This is a genomic window from Rhizobium zaerense, from assembly GCF_051810725.1.
In the GTDB taxonomy this organism is placed as follows: Bacteria; Pseudomonadota; Alphaproteobacteria; order Rhizobiales; family Rhizobiaceae; genus Rhizobium; species Rhizobium leguminosarum_I.
Window position 1 is genome coordinate 216,405 of record NZ_JBPWQY020000003.1, and the last position, 13,282, is coordinate 229,686.

The 13,282-nt window shown below is 63.2% G+C and carries 14 protein-coding genes; 7 read left to right on the plus strand and 7 right to left on the minus strand.

Translation table 11 applies throughout. The features are described 5' to 3' along the window. The first annotated feature begins 15 nt into the window (after window positions 1–15). The 7 genes from ACS4RR_RS27415 (at window position 16) to ACS4RR_RS27445 (ending at window position 7,212) form a co-directional block, all read left to right on the plus strand. On the plus strand, window positions 16–1,530 hold the full coding sequence (locus ACS4RR_RS27415; protein WP_170281769.1) for a sugar ABC transporter ATP-binding protein: 1,515 nt from the start codon (window positions 16–18) through the stop codon (window positions 1,528–1,530). Next, the gene (locus ACS4RR_RS27420) at window positions 1,527–2,489 is read left to right on the plus strand and encodes an ABC transporter permease (protein ID WP_260112042.1); all 963 of its coding nucleotides are present in this window, start codon (window positions 1,527–1,529) and stop codon (window positions 2,487–2,489) included. Before ACS4RR_RS27415 ends, ACS4RR_RS27420 begins: the two co-directional genes overlap by 4 nt. Beyond that, window positions 2,486–3,427, plus strand: a complete 942-nt coding sequence (locus ACS4RR_RS27425) for an ABC transporter permease (RefSeq protein ID WP_260112043.1) — start codon at window positions 2,486–2,488, stop codon at window positions 3,425–3,427. Before ACS4RR_RS27420 ends, ACS4RR_RS27425 begins: the two co-directional genes overlap by 4 nt. Beyond that, window positions 3,424–4,380, plus strand: a complete 957-nt coding sequence (locus tag ACS4RR_RS27430) for an amidohydrolase family protein (protein ID WP_260112044.1) — start codon at window positions 3,424–3,426, stop codon at window positions 4,378–4,380. Before ACS4RR_RS27425 ends, ACS4RR_RS27430 begins: the two co-directional genes overlap by 4 nt. After that, window positions 4,373–5,683 (plus strand): alanine racemase, encoded by a 1,311-nt coding sequence (locus ACS4RR_RS27435; RefSeq protein ID WP_260112045.1) that lies wholly within the window; start codon window positions 4,373–4,375, stop codon window positions 5,681–5,683. The genes ACS4RR_RS27430 and ACS4RR_RS27435 overlap by 8 nt, the downstream gene beginning before the upstream one ends. Before the next feature lie 36 nt (window positions 5,684–5,719). Further along, window positions 5,720–6,064, plus strand: coding sequence for a RidA family protein (locus ACS4RR_RS27440; RefSeq protein ID WP_017968710.1), 345 nt, complete (start codon window positions 5,720–5,722; stop codon window positions 6,062–6,064). Window positions 6,065–6,198: 134 nt separating this feature from the next. Further along, a complete protein-coding gene (locus tag ACS4RR_RS27445; protein ID WP_260112046.1) occupies window positions 6,199–7,212 on the plus strand; it encodes a succinylglutamate desuccinylase/aspartoacylase family protein in 1,014 nt (337 codons plus the stop codon). Between the two features lie 15 nt (window positions 7,213–7,227). On the opposite strand, the gene ACS4RR_RS27450 is transcribed toward ACS4RR_RS27445, so the two are convergent. From ACS4RR_RS27450 to ACS4RR_RS27480, 7 genes are all read right to left on the minus strand, one after another. After that, window positions 7,228–8,412 (minus strand): hypothetical protein, encoded by a 1,185-nt coding sequence (locus tag ACS4RR_RS27450; protein ID WP_222384884.1) that lies wholly within the window; start codon window positions 8,410–8,412, stop codon window positions 7,228–7,230. A gap of 145 nt (window positions 8,413–8,557) precedes the next feature. Then, window positions 8,558–9,232, minus strand: a complete 675-nt coding sequence (locus ACS4RR_RS27455; RefSeq protein WP_222280573.1) for a 4-carboxy-4-hydroxy-2-oxoadipate aldolase/oxaloacetate decarboxylase — start codon at window positions 9,230–9,232, stop codon at window positions 8,558–8,560. A gap of 91 nt (window positions 9,233–9,323) precedes the next feature. Then, window positions 9,324–10,160: an ABC transporter substrate-binding protein gene (locus tag ACS4RR_RS27460; protein WP_017968714.1), complete on the minus strand. Its 837-nt coding sequence runs from the start codon at window positions 10,158–10,160 to the stop codon at window positions 9,324–9,326. A gap of 31 nt (window positions 10,161–10,191) precedes the next feature. Beyond that, window positions 10,192–10,956 (minus strand): amino acid ABC transporter ATP-binding protein, encoded by a 765-nt coding sequence (locus tag ACS4RR_RS27465; RefSeq protein ID WP_260112047.1) that lies wholly within the window; start codon window positions 10,954–10,956, stop codon window positions 10,192–10,194. Further along, window positions 10,953–11,711 (minus strand): amino acid ABC transporter permease, encoded by a 759-nt coding sequence (locus tag ACS4RR_RS27470; RefSeq protein ID WP_222384887.1) that lies wholly within the window; start codon window positions 11,709–11,711, stop codon window positions 10,953–10,955. The genes ACS4RR_RS27465 and ACS4RR_RS27470 overlap by 4 nt, the downstream gene beginning before the upstream one ends. Next, on the minus strand, window positions 11,708–12,415 hold the full coding sequence (locus ACS4RR_RS27475) for an amino acid ABC transporter permease (protein WP_456190396.1): 708 nt from the start codon (window positions 12,413–12,415) through the stop codon (window positions 11,708–11,710). The genes ACS4RR_RS27470 and ACS4RR_RS27475 overlap by 4 nt, the downstream gene beginning before the upstream one ends. After that, window positions 12,412–13,191, minus strand: a complete 780-nt coding sequence (locus ACS4RR_RS27480; protein ID WP_221988814.1) for an SDR family oxidoreductase — start codon at window positions 13,189–13,191, stop codon at window positions 12,412–12,414. Before ACS4RR_RS27480 ends, ACS4RR_RS27475 begins: the two co-directional genes overlap by 4 nt. Window positions 13,192–13,282 lie beyond the last annotated feature (91 nt).

A 13,282-nucleotide genomic window follows, 5' to 3' on the forward strand; every position in this document is an offset into this window, starting at 1 on the left:
GCAGAGGAAGCCGTCATGACGGAAGAAAGACCCCTGCTGGAAGCCCGGCAGGTGTTCAGGGGATTTTTCGGCAATCCCGTTTTGAAGGGCGTCGATATCGCCCTTCTGCCAGGCAAGGTTCACGCCCTGCTCGGCGAAAACGGCGCCGGCAAATCCACGCTGATCAACCTCCTGTCCGGCGCTCTCCAGCCGGACGGCGGTTCCATCCTGGTCGACGGCAAGCCGGTCGAGCGCTTCAGCCCGGCGGCCGCGCGCGCTGCCGGCATTGCTGTGGTTCAGCAGGAGCTGAGCCTCACGGCCAGTCTCTCGATAGCCGAAAACATCGGGCTCGGCGCCTTTCCGCGCCGGTTCGGTCTCATTGATTACAGAGCGCTCCATCGCGGCGTGTCAGATGTCTGCGATATGGTGGGGCTTACCGAGCCGCTCGACATGCCGGTCACCGATCTGGCACTGGGCCGCCGCCAGATGGTGGAGATCGCCAAGGCCCTGTTTCGCAAGCCCCGCGTGCTCATTCTGGACGAGCCGACTTCGTCGCTTTCCGCCCACGAAGCCGGCATCCTTGCCCGCCTGATCGGGACGCTCAAGGACCGCGGCACGGCACTTCTCTATATTTCCCACCGCCTCAACGAGGTGCAGGCGCTCTGCTCGCACGTCACGGTGCTGAAGGACGGCCTGGTCACCGCCGACCAGTCGCTGTCCGGCATCGACGGCGAAGGGCTGGTGCGCCTGATGGTCGGTCGCGAGACCGGCGACCTGTTCCCGCCGCGGCTGTCCGCAGCACCCGGCCCGATGCGCATCAGCGTCGAAGGTTTTTCCGCCGGCATGGTGCGTGACATCGGCTTCTCCGCCCGCGCCGGCGAAATCGTCGGCATCGGTGGGCTCGTGGGACAAGGGCAGGAAGACTTGCTGCTTGGCCTTTACGGCGCGATTCCAGCCTCGGCCGGTCGAACGGAGGTATCCGGCAAACCCACCCTGCCCGCTGATGTCGGCGAGGCGAATGCCGCCGGCATCGTTTATGTCCCGGCCGACCGCAAGCATGAGGGGCTGGTACTGCCGCACTCCATCGCCTCCAATCTCATCCTGCCCTCGCTTGGACTGCTCGCCCGCAAGGGCTTACGCCACCGGCCGGCAGAAACCGGCCTGGTCGCCGATCTCACGCGCCGGCTGACGATCAAGGGCGATACGGCCCGCCCGGTGCAGGCGCTTTCCGGCGGCAATCAGCAGAAGGTGGCGCTCGCCAAATGGCTGCCGCTGGATCCCTCCGTTCTGCTCCTCAACGATCCGACGCGCGGCGTCGACATCGAGACCAAGCGTGAAATCTACCTTATGCTCCGCGCCTTCGCCGCCGAGGGGCGGCTCGTCATCCTGGCCAGCTCCGATACGCCTGAGCTCGTGCATCTCTGCCACCGTGTCGTGGTTCTGCGTGAGGGGCGCATCGCGGCCGTGCTGTCGCAGGATGAAATCAGCGAAGGAGCGATCGTCGGCGCGGCCATGGGCATCACGGCCACGACGCAGGGAGAGGCGGCATGAGCACAAGTTCGTCATCCCGGCTCTACGGCTCGATCCAGCTCCGCCGCAACCGCGGCCTTGCCGGCCTCTATCTGGTCGTCGCCGCCTTTCTCATCCTCTATGCGCTGCTCTTTCCCGGCATCCTTTCGATCGGCGGCTTTTCGAAGTTCACGCAGAACTGGTTCCCGCTCGCACTCGTCACCATGGCGCAGGCGCTGCTCATGCTGAACGGCGGCATCACGCTGGCGATCGGCCCGCTCGTCAGCCTTGGAGCGGTGATCGCCGCGACGACGATGGAAGGAGCGCTCGGCGTGCCGGGCGGCATTCTTGCGGTCTCGCTCGCCGGCCTTTCGATCGGGGCTGTCATCGGCGCCATCGTCACCTATCTGAGGCTGCCTGCAATCATCGTTACGCTCGCCGGCTCCTTCATCATCGGTGGGGTCGCACTCATCCTCTTGCCGCGGCCGGGCGGGTTCATTCCCGATTGGCTGTCGACGGTGCTGGCTGGCCATACGCCTGTCGCGTTCCTGCTGCTCGTCGTGATCCTCGTACTGTGGAAGGCCTTTCTTGCAACCCCGCTCGGCCTCGGCATCTATGCGGCCGGCGACAATCCGGTCGGCGCGTTCCGCTCCGGTGTCCCGGTCGAACGGGTGAAGGTCGCAGCCTTCGCGCTGTCCGGTCTTCTCGCAGCCCTGACCGGTCTCTTCGTTGCTGCGCAGACCGGCTCGGGTGATCCTGTTATCGGCACGCCCTTCACGCTGAACTCGATCGCCGCTGCCGTCCTCGGCGGCGTGGGTTTCCTCGGCGGCAAAGGCACGATGCGCGGCGCGATCTGCGGCAGCCTGCTGCTCTCGGTGATGATCAACGTCATGTTCTTCCTAGGCTTCCCGCCGGTCGCCCAATATGTCGCCCAAGGGTTGATTATCGTCGGCGCGGTCGCCGTGCCGGAACTTCTTGGAGCTTGGAGGGCAAGGCGATGAACGTCATCAGGTCCGCGTTCCGCAATCCGCCGCTGCTGACCTTGCTTCTGGTCGCGCTCGTCTGGATCGCCGCAAGCTTTTCGTTGCGTGGTTTTGGCGCCTATGGCCACCTGCGCTACCTGCTCGAAGTCGCCGCGGTGATCGGCATTGCCGCCGCCGGCCAGACGCTCGTCATCCTGATGGGCGGCATCGATCTCTCCGTCGGCGCGGTCATAACAGTCACGGCGATCCTGCTGCCGCTGATCTCGCCCGCCTGGGACCCGACCGGTCTCGCCGGCATAGCGGCGGCCCTTGCCATTGCCACCGGCATCGGCCTGATGAACGGTGCCGGTGCTGCCTATCTTCGCGTGCCGCCAATCATCATGACGCTTGCCATGGCCACCTTCCTGCAGGGGCTGCTCGTCATCGTCGCCGGCGGCAGCGCGGTTACCGTCAGCAATCCGGCGGTCATTCTGCTCGGGCAGGCGCGGCCGCTCGGCATTCCCTCAGGCATCATTCTGTGGCTCGCCGTCTCGATCGTCGTCCTGCTGCTCGTCCACCGCATGCCGATCGGCGCCCGTTTCCTGGCGCTTGGGGCAAACCCGCTGGCGGCCCGACTTTCCGGCGTCAGCGTCACGCGCAACACGCTGATCGTCCATACTCTGTCGGGCTTTTTCGCAGGGCTTGCCGGCATTCTGGTGCTCGGGATGAACCGGCAAGGTTATGTCGGCATCGGCGACCCCTATCTGCTGACCTCGATCGCTGCCGTCGTGCTCGGCGGTACCTCCATCCTCGGCGGCCGCGGCACCTATGCAGGGACCATTCCCGGGGCAATTCTGCTCGTCACGGCGGCGGCGCTGATCACGGTCGTCAACGCCTCGCCCGGTTGGCGGTCGATCATGTTCGGCACGCTGATCCTTGCCCTTCTGCTGGTTTCCGGCCGCGAGGCGGGCAGATGACGGAGCGCTACGATGGGCCGGTGATCGACCCGCATCACCACCTCTGGGATCTCAGCCTAGAACGCCATCCCTGGCTGCAGAAGGCCAGAGCTTCCGCCGAGGAGATGGTTTTCGCAAGCCTCGCACCGATCCTGCGTGACTATCGCATCGACGATTATCGCGCCGATGCTGCCCGCCAGAACGTGATTGCAACCGTGCATGTGGAGGCGGGCTGGTCTGACGGGCACCCGCTGGAAGAGAGTCGCTGGCTGGATGGTCTCGACCGCAGTTCCGGAGTGTCGCATCGTTATATCGCGCGCGTTCAACTCGATGGGCTCCATGCCATGCGCCTGCTCGAGGCGGAAGCGGCAAACCCGAATGTTGTCGGCATCCGTGATATTTTGAGCTGGCATCCCGATGTGGCAAAGAGTTTTGCTCCGCGTCCGAACCGTATGGGCGATCCCGCCTGGCGGGCGGGTCTTGCCCATGCCACGGGCCTCGGGCTGGTCTTCGACCTGATGCTCTATCCCTGGCAGATGAATGAGGCGCTCGAACTGGTGCGCGCTTTTCCGCAAACCCTCTTCGTGCTCAACCATGGCGGAAGCCCCATTGATCGGACGGAGGACGGAATGGCGCTCTGGCGCCGTGGTCTGCGGGCACTCGGTAACGAGCCGAACATGCGTCTGAAGATCTCCGACCTCGTTGCCTACGACAACAATTGGACGCTCGAAGGCCTGCGGCCGGTGATCGAGCATTGCCTCGATTGTTTCGGCCCGGCGCGCGCCATGTTCGCAAGCGACTTCCCGGTCGCGGGCCTGCACGCCTCTTTCGACGAGGTCTACCAGGTTTTCCGCACGGTCGCCTCGCAGCTTTCTTACGACGAGCAGCGCGCCCTGTTCTTTGCCACCGCCAACGACACTTATCGCCTCGGCATCGCCGACCCGGCCGAGATCAGGAGTGGCTGCCATGTCTGACCTTCATACCGTGACGGAAAACGTGCTGATCGACGAGCGGATGCGCGGCTTTCCGCCGGGAAATCCGCCGCTTGCCCTTGCGGCAATCGGCAAGCAGGGATGGAGGCCCTATGACGGCAGGATGGCCCTGCCGCTGATCTCGCTCGACCGGCAGGCCTTCTCCCAAAACGTCGAACTGATGATGGCCTATGTGAAGAGCCGCGGCGCCGATATCGCGCCGCACGCCAAGACGCCGATGTCGACGGCGCTCTCGGAGGCACTTCTGGCGGCAGGCGCTTGGGGCACGACGATCGCCGATATCCGCCAGGCCGCCGTCCTGCTTAAGGCGGGACAGCGCCGGCTGATCCTCGCCAACGAGATCGGCGGGGCCGCCGCCGCTCGTCGGCTCGCGGCCCTGCTTGCCCACTATCCCGATGCGGAACTTCATATCTTCGTGGATTCGACCGCACTCGCCGAGGCTCTTCGCTCCGCCTGGCAGGAGCATACAGATCTGCCGCCCCTCGGCCTGCTGGTGGAGTTTGGCGCCGGCCGCGCCGGTGCCCGCGGCGTCGCCGCCGCCGAGGCAATTCTGGAGGCGATCCTTGCGGCGGAGACGCCGGCCTTCCGGCTGACCGGCATCGCCGCGTATGAGGGTGCGGCGGCGACCGCCGATGCGGAGGAGACGATGCGTCGCATCGACGCGCTGATGGCGGTGACATCCGATTTCCTGCCGAAGCTGCGCGCCCGCATCGGCGACGAGCGGCCGCTCCTCGTCACATCAGGCGGCTCGGTGTTTTTCGACCTTGTGATTGCCAGGCTTTCAGCCGCCGTTGCGGCCGATCCCGCCTGCCGGCTGGTGCTGCGCAGCGGCGCGATCTTCTTCCACGATCACGGCATTTACGAGCGCGGCCTTGCCGGCCTCGATGCACGCGGCGGTTTCCGCATCGGCGGCGAGACGATCTCGGCCGCCGAAGCCTTCCGTCCGGCGCTGCGGGTCTGGGCCGAGGTCCTCTCCCGGCCGGAGCCGCGGCTTGCTATCTGCGGCATGGGCATGCGCGACGTCGCGATGGACCAGGGCCTGCCGCGGCCCTTGGCGCTCTATCGCAATGGGGCGTTTCTCGCCGATCTCGGAAAAGCCGAAGTGTTCCGCCTCAACGATCAACACGCCTTCGTCGCCCTTGCCGACGGCAGCGACGTCGCGGTCGGCGACGTCATCGAGTGCGGCATCTCGCATCCCTGCACCTGCCTTGACCGGCATGCCATCCTCTACGGCCTCGACCCGGACCATTCGGTGACCGCGGCCTATCTGACCAGCTTCGGCTGACCCCTTCCTCCAAAAGCAAGAAAAGGAAAATCCGCCATGATCCAGCGCTATCAGAAAGGTTCGCGTATGAGCCAAGCCGTCAGCTACGGCGGTCTCGTCTATATCGCCGGCCAGGTCGCGGAAAATCGCAAAGCTGATATCGAGGATCAGACCCGCGACGTGCTCGGCAAGATCGACGCCCTGTTGCAAGAAGCCGGTATCGACCGATCGCGCCTGATCGCCGTCAACGTCTTCCTGCCGGCGATCGTCGATTTCGAGGCGATGAACAGCGTCTATGATGACTGGATCGACCTCGAAAACCCGCCGGCCCGCGCCTGCGTCGAGGCGCGCCTCGCCGATCCGGATCTGCGCGTCGAAATGACAGCCGTCGCCGCCCTCTAGCGCATCGGCCCGAAAATCGGAATCGATTTTCGGAAAGCACGATGCGTCGATTCAAAGTGTTACAGCGACCTTTGCGCGTCTGAAAGACGCGCGGCGCTGTAGCGGCATCACAAACCGCCCGCATTGGAGACATCATGCATAGCGGTCTCGTCAATCCGATCGACTTTTCTCGCGAGGGCCGGCAGGCCGGCCACCTCGCCATTCCCTATTCGATCGACCGGTCGCCCTATTATCAGATCCGCATTCCGATCCTTCGTCTCAGAAACGGCGATGGGCCGTCTTTGCTGCTGATGGCCGGCAACCATGGCGACGAGTATGAGGGCGAACTCCAGCTCGGCCGGCTGATGCGCCTGTTGGATGTCGCCGAAATCCGCGGCGCCGTCACCATCCTGCCGATGGCGAACCTGCCGGCGGTGATGGCGGCCAAGCGCTGCTCGCCCTTCGACGGCGGCAATCTCAACCGAGCCTTTCCCGGTGATCCCACCGGCTCTCCGACGGCGCGGATGGCGCATTTTCTCGAGCATGAGCTTTTTCAGCGCCATGACGTCGTGCTCGATCTGCATTCGGGCGGCACCTCCATGGCCCACCTGCCCTGCACGCTGATCGAGCGGCAGGCCGATGCCGCCCGCTTCGAACGGTCCGTTTCGCTGATGCGCGGCATGGGCGCCGCGCATGCCTTCATCGCCGATAACGGGCCGACGGCACCGACATCGATGGGGGCGGCAGGGCGGGCGGGAACCGTGGGTCTTTCCGGCGAATTCGGCGGCGGCGGCACCGTGACGCCTGAGACAATGGGTTTCACGGCGACGGCGATCGACCGGCTGCTCGTCACACTCGGCATCGTCGAGCGTCCAGTCCTGTCGCGTACGCCGCTCACCGAGCCCGGGCCATTGCAGCTGCTGTCACTGTCCCGGCACAGCCAGGGCATCTATGCGAACCGCAGAGGCTGGTTCGAGCCGGCCGTGGCCCTCGGCGCCACCGTTGCCACTGGTGAGCTTGCCGGATGGTATCATGACCTGGAACGCCTGGAGCAGCTGGAGGAGGAACTGCGCTTTGCCGAGAGCGGCATTGTCATTTCCCATAGGCTGCACTGCGACAGCCAGGCCGGCGACTGCCTGATCCAGATCGCCGAACCCATCGCATCCTGAGGAGCGCTGATCCGCTTAAGTGATTGCGTCGACCGCTGCCTTGACCCAGTCGAGGCGCTTTGCCGGTATCAGGCCGTAATTGTAGAAGTTCACGCCGTCAGCGCCGGCGTCAACGGCAGCCTTGGCGCGTGCGGCGAGCACCGCCGGCCCGCTTACTTCGGGATAGAAGACGCGCAGGCCAATGCCCAGAAGCTTTCCCGGTCCGATTGCCGCCCGGCCGGTCCGGATGACATCGGCGACGGCATCCGGTTCCATGTCGTAACAGCAGAGGATCGCGCCGTCGCAGAGCTTGCCGACCGCTGTCAGCTCGACGCCGCCAAGCCAGCCGTCCTTCAGGTCGATGAGCACGATGCGTGTCGCCGGATCGGCGGCCGCCTTGATTTTGCCGATCAGGCTGGTCACCGGTTCGCTGCGCCAGGTGAGATAGGCATGCAGATCGGGATGGTCGCGAAAGGCATCGATGCCGGCGGCCGGAAAGTCCGGGAACTGCCGTTCCGGGACAGCTCGTTCGGAGAGTTCAGCGATGAAGCGCGCGGTCGATCGGCGCGCACCTTCGACCGGCACGCCGGCCTTTTCGGCGCGCGCCGTGCAATGGTCGCAGAAGCAGAGCGACAGCAGGAAATCGTCTTCGGCATTCAGGCCGACGCCGTCCTTCTCGTGATGGTATTCATGCGCGAATCCCATGAAGTTCGGGCTCTCGAGTTCCACCATATCGGGCTGGTAGTTGGTCGTGATGTCGCGCACAAGAGTCACGGCATAGGCCCGCGCGGCCGGGCTGGAGGGGCAAAGATTGTAATAATTGGGATTGCCGAAGGCGTTCCGCGTCACGTGATTGGGATGCAGCATGCCGAGACGGGTATTGTGCAGGCAGACCGTCCAGCAGGAGACCTTGAGGCCGGTCGTATCGCGTCCCTGGACGAGGGCTTCCAGCATGTCGCCGCGCTCAGTGACATTCCCAGCCATCAGCGGCCGGATCAGCTTGTCCTGCCACAGGCTTTCATCCGGCTGGAAGTAGACCGTTCCGTCTTCGGGGAAATAGGCCTTCTGCCGCGGGCTCCGCGGCTGCAGGAAGCGGCCGGCGTGATAGGAGGTCGCCAAGCTGACCGTGTTAAGGCCGGCGCGGCCGCGAAGCTCGGCGGCAAAGGCGTCGAGCCCCTGGTCCTGGATATCCCAAGGGTAAGTCCACATGGAAAGATGCATGGAATGCTCCCGTCGAATCTGTCCACTTTATAGAACATGTGTCCATAATAGTGTCCAGCCCGATCTTTGAGCACGGGCACCTGGCCTGCGGAGTAGCGGGTTTTGTCTGTAAAGTGGCAGGGCTGATAGCTATTGCGCTGTCGCGTCAGATGTCGACGAAGAGGCCCTTGGCTTTCAGCACCAATTCCAGATTGCTGACCTCGATGACCGATTTGCCCTGCTTATATGCCGCGATATAGCCGGCCTCGGCATCTTCGCGGGCCTGCGAAAGCCGGGCGACTTCCTGCGCTTCCTGGCGGCGCACGACCACCAGGCCGTCGGCATCGCCGGCGATGATGTCGCCGGGATGGATGATTTCGCCGCCGACGATGATCGTCTCGTTCACCGCCGCAATGGTTTCCTTCACCGTCCCCTTGATGCAGACGCTGAGCGAGAAGACCGGGAAACCGAGTTCCCTCAGCTGCAGCGTGTCGCGCACGCCGGTGTCGGTCACCAGGCCGCCGATGCCCTTTGCCAGGCAGGCATTGGCAAGCACATCGCCGAAGGATCCGGCCTCTTCGTATTCGCCCGCCGATACGACGATAATATCGCCGGGTTTTGCGTAGTTGATGGCGAGCTGCAGCATGATGTTGTCACGCGGCGCGCATTTCACCGTAAAGGCCGGACCGCACAGTTTCATGCGGTAATCGATGGGCTTGAGGCGGGAGGAAAGGGCTCCGCGGCGCCCTTGGGCTTCGTGGATCGTTGCGGGTGAAAATTTGGAAACGGCGTCGATATCGGCTTTATCAGGCCGTTCGGCAATATCTTTAATATGGATCATGGATGCCTCACATCGTTGGTCGACGGCGGGCATGTCCCGCCGTCTGATTTCGTTTGGATATCGTCATTGGATGGTGCCGCTGCCGATCGGCTTACGGGATCGGGTCGAACTTCAGCTCGGAGAGCGATACGACCTTGTCGGTACGGGTCATTTTATATTCGGTATCCGGGCCGAGCCACTTGTCCCAGATCTTGTTGATCTCGCCCGATGTGTCGAGCTTGCGAAGGATCTCGTTTATCTTGGCGGTCAGCGCCGGCTGATCCTTGGCCATGCCGATGCCGATCGGCTGGTACAGCATCGGCTCCTCGATCATCCGCATTTCCTTGCCCTTGCTCTTCGATTCATTGACGAACTTGGTCGTCGTCATGGTGTTGGCCACCATGCCGCGCGCCTTGCCCTGCTGGACGGCGAGATAGGCCGAGGCGGTGTCCTGGAAGGTCAGCGGGTCGGATTTGTTGAGCTTGATCGACATCTCGGAGGTCGAACCCTTGGTCGAAGCGATGCGCTGACCCGCGTAATCGGCCTTCTTCTTGCCGGCATCGTCGGCCGGCACGATCAGCATTTCCTTAGCGAGATAATAGGGATCGCTGAACTGGATCTGCTCGGCGCGGCTTAGAGTATAGGCAAGGTTGGCAACGGTGATGTCGACCCGGCCGAGCTTGACCTCGGGCACGCGCGCCTCGACCGAAACCGGCTTGATTTCAGCCTTGACGCCCAATTCCTTGGCGATGGCGCCGCAGAGATCGACGTCGAAACCGGCCATCTCGCGGGTCTTCGGATCGGGTGACGCGAAGGGAGGAACGTCGGCGAAAGTTGCGCAGCGCAAGGTTTTCGCCGAGATGATGTTGTCGAGCTGATCGGCTTTTGCGGGCACGGCTGCCGCCATGCCGGCAAATGCGACGGTGAGGGTTAGACACTTCCAGTTCATTGCTGTTCTCCTTTGTTTTTGGTGGTTGGTATCAATGCCTGAGATCAGCGAGGAAACGCTGCGCCCGGGGGTGACTTGGATTGTTGAAGAATTCCTCAGGCGTCGTCATTTCGAGGATCTGGCCGGCATCGATGAACCAGACCCGATCGGCGACGTCGCGCGCAAAACCCATTTCGTGGGTGACGCAGAGCATGGTCATGCCTTCCGACGCCAGGCTCTTCATGACGGCCAGCACTTCGCCGACCATTTCAGGATCGAGCGCGCTGGTCGGCTCGTCGAACAGCATCACGGGTGGTTCCATGGCAAGAGCGCGGGCGATTGCCACCCGCTGCTGCTGGCCGCCGGAGAGTTGACCGGGATAGGCCCGCGCCTTGTCGGCGAGACCGACCCGATCGAGAAGCTTGAGGGCCTTGTCCTCAGCAACATCGGGCGCCACGCCTTTCACCCGGATCGGCGACATCGACACGTTTTCGATCACCGAAAGGTGCGGAAACAGGTTGAAGTTCTGAAATACGAAGCCGATCCGGCTGCGCAGTGCATTGAGTTCTTTTGCCCGCATGGCGGCGTGAATGTTTTGCCCGTCGAGCGTGATCGATCCGCTGTTGATCTCCTCGAGGCGATTGATCGTGCGGATCAGCGTCGATTTTCCCGAACCGGACGGCCCGCAGATGACCACGACCTCGCCGCGCGAGACCTGCGCATCGATCTCTTTCAGGACCGGGTAGTCGCCGTAGCTCTTGCAGACCTGCGACAGCCGAATCGTCTGCAATTCCTGTGCTGAAACCGACATGGTCATGGCTGCTCCGATATGATTTTCGATGGCGCGACCAAAGCGGCGGCAGGAAGGTTGGAAAGTCCCGCACGCCGCCGCGTGATGCTCCGCTCAAGGCGATTTGCGAAGTAGGTGAGCGTCCAGCAGATGGCGAAGTAGACGATCGCCAGGATCAGGAAGACCTGGAAAGGCTGCGTCAGGAGCTGGTTGTTGACCTGGCTTGCGGCAAAGGTCAGGTCCGGCACGTTGATCACGTAGCCGAGCGTCGTGTCCTTGATCGTTGAGACGAAGGTGGAGATGATGCTCGGGATCATGTTGTAGAGCGCCTGCGGCAGGATGATGAAGCGCATCGCACCGATATAGCTGTGGCCAAGCGCACGCCCCGCATCCATCTGGCCTGGTCCGAGCGCGACGATGCCGGCACGCACGACTTCGCTCAGGAACGCGCTCTGATAGACCACGAGCGTCGTCAGCATCGTGACGAAGCTCGGCACATCGGCGCCGGTCAGCAGCGGAACGAGGAAATAGCTCCACAGGATGAGCATCAAGAGCGGCACGCCCCTGGTGAAATAGACGAGTGCCGTGACCGGCCAGCGCAGCAGCGGCGACCTGGAGAGCCGCGCCAATGCGAAGAGGATGCTGACCGGAAAGGCGAGAGCGATGCTGAGCGCCGAAAGGATCAGCGTGTTGGCGAGCCCGCCAAGCGGTCCGTTCGGATATTGGCCGATCAGCAGCAGCAGCCAGTAGTCTCGGACGATGGCGATCATATCGTGGATCATGCCCGCGCGCTCCGGGCAGGATCCGTGCGCATCGACAGATAGGCGCCGATGCTCATGATCACGAGCGAGAAGAAAAGGTAGAGAACCGTGCCGATCAGGTAGATCTCGAAGGTCCGGAAGCTAAGGTTCTCGATTTCCTTGACGGCATGCGTCAGCTCCGAGGCTCCGATGACGACGGCGAGACTGCTGTTCTTGAACAGGGAAACGCTGTGATTGATGAGCGGCGGCAGCGCGTTGCGCATGCCTTGCGGCATGATGACGAAGCGCATCGCCGAGACATAGCCGTGGCCAAGCGCGCGGGCTGCCTGCATTTGGCCTGGACTGACCGAGCGCACGCCGGAACGAAGATCTTCGCTGAAATAGGCTGCCTGGCAGAGCCCGAGCCCGATCACCGCGAAAATGGCCTCGGCATTATGGACGGCCAGCCATTCGGCTACCCCGCTCGGCATCAGGGTGAAAATCCCGAAATACCACAGCATCAGCTGAACCAGGGTGGGGACGTTGCGGTGGTAGGAGACGTAAGCGGCAACTAACGGATCGCCGAAGCGAAAGGGCGACAAACGTAATGCCAGCAGCAGAAGCGCCAGCGCCATCGCCATAGACCAGGAGCCGGCATAGATGATGAAGGTCATCTCGATGCCATGCAGCAGCATGGCGGTATATTCCGGATTTCCGAGGATTGCCGAAAGGTCAGATCCGCTCACGGGTTTGGCTCCCCGGACTGATCTGTCTTCGCCGCAGGTTGGGGCTTTGCTGTCTGCAGGCCGCCCATGACCTGCAGCGTCGGCGTAATCTCCATATGCCCGATGTTGACGGCGACGGGGGCCGCTATGGCGAAGGCAATCGCGTCGGCGATATCGGTCGCCTGCGGCAGTTCGAAGCCATCGATGAACCGTTCCCTAATGCTGGGGTCATCGCCATGGACGTGATTGAAAATGTCAGTGGCGACCCGGCCGGGGCAGATTTCCGTGACCCTTACCCGCTTGCCGAAAGCGTCGATCCGCAGCTGGTTGGACAGCATGCTCACGCCGGCCTTGGTGGCGTGATAGGATGAGTTGCCACCGAAATTATAGGCGCCGGCAATCGACGAGATGTTGATGACATGTCCGCGGTCGCGCGCCACCATGCCGGGCACGACCATGCGGCAGATGTGCAGGACCGCCCGGAGATTGACGTCGACGAGGAGATCGATATCGCCCTCGTCGGCTTCCAGGAATTTCTTCGGTCGGTCGACGCCGGCATTGTTGACGAGAATATCGAACTCCACTCGACGCGTGAGCTCGGCCATAGCCTGACGGTCGGTCACATCGATGACGTGGGCGATGCAGCCCGTTCGCGCGGCCAGCTGCTGCAGCGCTTCGGCGCTACGGGCAACCGCATGGACCTCGATGTTCTCCCGGCGGAACCGCTCCACCACGGCTGCGCCGATACCGGAGGATGCGCCGGTCACCAGTGCGGTCTTGTAGTCGGAGAATGGCATTGTCGTTCCCTTGTTGTTGATCGAGACAGTAGCGAAGCTTAAACCCCTTGCCTAAGACCGATTATCTCTGGAGCAATAAGCAACGGTTATG

What these genes read in the sequence shown, in the direction of transcription:
- ACS4RR_RS27415 (WP_170281769.1), top strand. Translation starts at nt 16, where the DNA reads ATGACGGAAGAAAGACCCCTGCTGGAAGCCCGGCAGGTGTTCAGGGGA.
- ACS4RR_RS27420 (WP_260112042.1), top strand. Translation starts at nt 1,527, where the DNA reads ATGAGCACAAGTTCGTCATCCCGGCTCTACGGCTCGATCCAGCTCCGC.
- ACS4RR_RS27425 (WP_260112043.1), top strand. Translation starts at nt 2,486, where the DNA reads ATGAACGTCATCAGGTCCGCGTTCCGCAATCCGCCGCTGCTGACCTTG.
- ACS4RR_RS27430 (WP_260112044.1), top strand. Translation starts at nt 3,424, where the DNA reads ATGACGGAGCGCTACGATGGGCCGGTGATCGACCCGCATCACCACCTC.
- ACS4RR_RS27435 (WP_260112045.1), top strand. Translation starts at nt 4,373, where the DNA reads ATGTCTGACCTTCATACCGTGACGGAAAACGTGCTGATCGACGAGCGG.
- ACS4RR_RS27440 (WP_017968710.1), top strand. Translation starts at nt 5,720, where the DNA reads ATGATCCAGCGCTATCAGAAAGGTTCGCGTATGAGCCAAGCCGTCAGC.
- ACS4RR_RS27445 (WP_260112046.1), top strand. Translation starts at nt 6,199, where the DNA reads ATGCATAGCGGTCTCGTCAATCCGATCGACTTTTCTCGCGAGGGCCGG.
- ACS4RR_RS27450 (WP_222384884.1), bottom strand. Translation starts at nt 8,412, where the DNA reads ATGCATCTTTCCATGTGGACTTACCCTTGGGATATCCAGGACCAGGGG.
- ACS4RR_RS27455 (WP_222280573.1), bottom strand. Translation starts at nt 9,232, where the DNA reads ATGATCCATATTAAAGATATTGCCGAACGGCCTGATAAAGCCGATATC.
- ACS4RR_RS27460 (WP_017968714.1), bottom strand. Translation starts at nt 10,160, where the DNA reads ATGAACTGGAAGTGTCTAACCCTCACCGTCGCATTTGCCGGCATGGCG.
- ACS4RR_RS27465 (WP_260112047.1), bottom strand. Translation starts at nt 10,956, where the DNA reads ATGACCATGTCGGTTTCAGCACAGGAATTGCAGACGATTCGGCTGTCG.
- ACS4RR_RS27470 (WP_222384887.1), bottom strand. Translation starts at nt 11,711, where the DNA reads ATGATCCACGATATGATCGCCATCGTCCGAGACTACTGGCTGCTGCTG.
- ACS4RR_RS27480 (WP_221988814.1), bottom strand. Translation starts at nt 13,191, where the DNA reads ATGCCATTCTCCGACTACAAGACCGCACTGGTGACCGGCGCATCCTCC.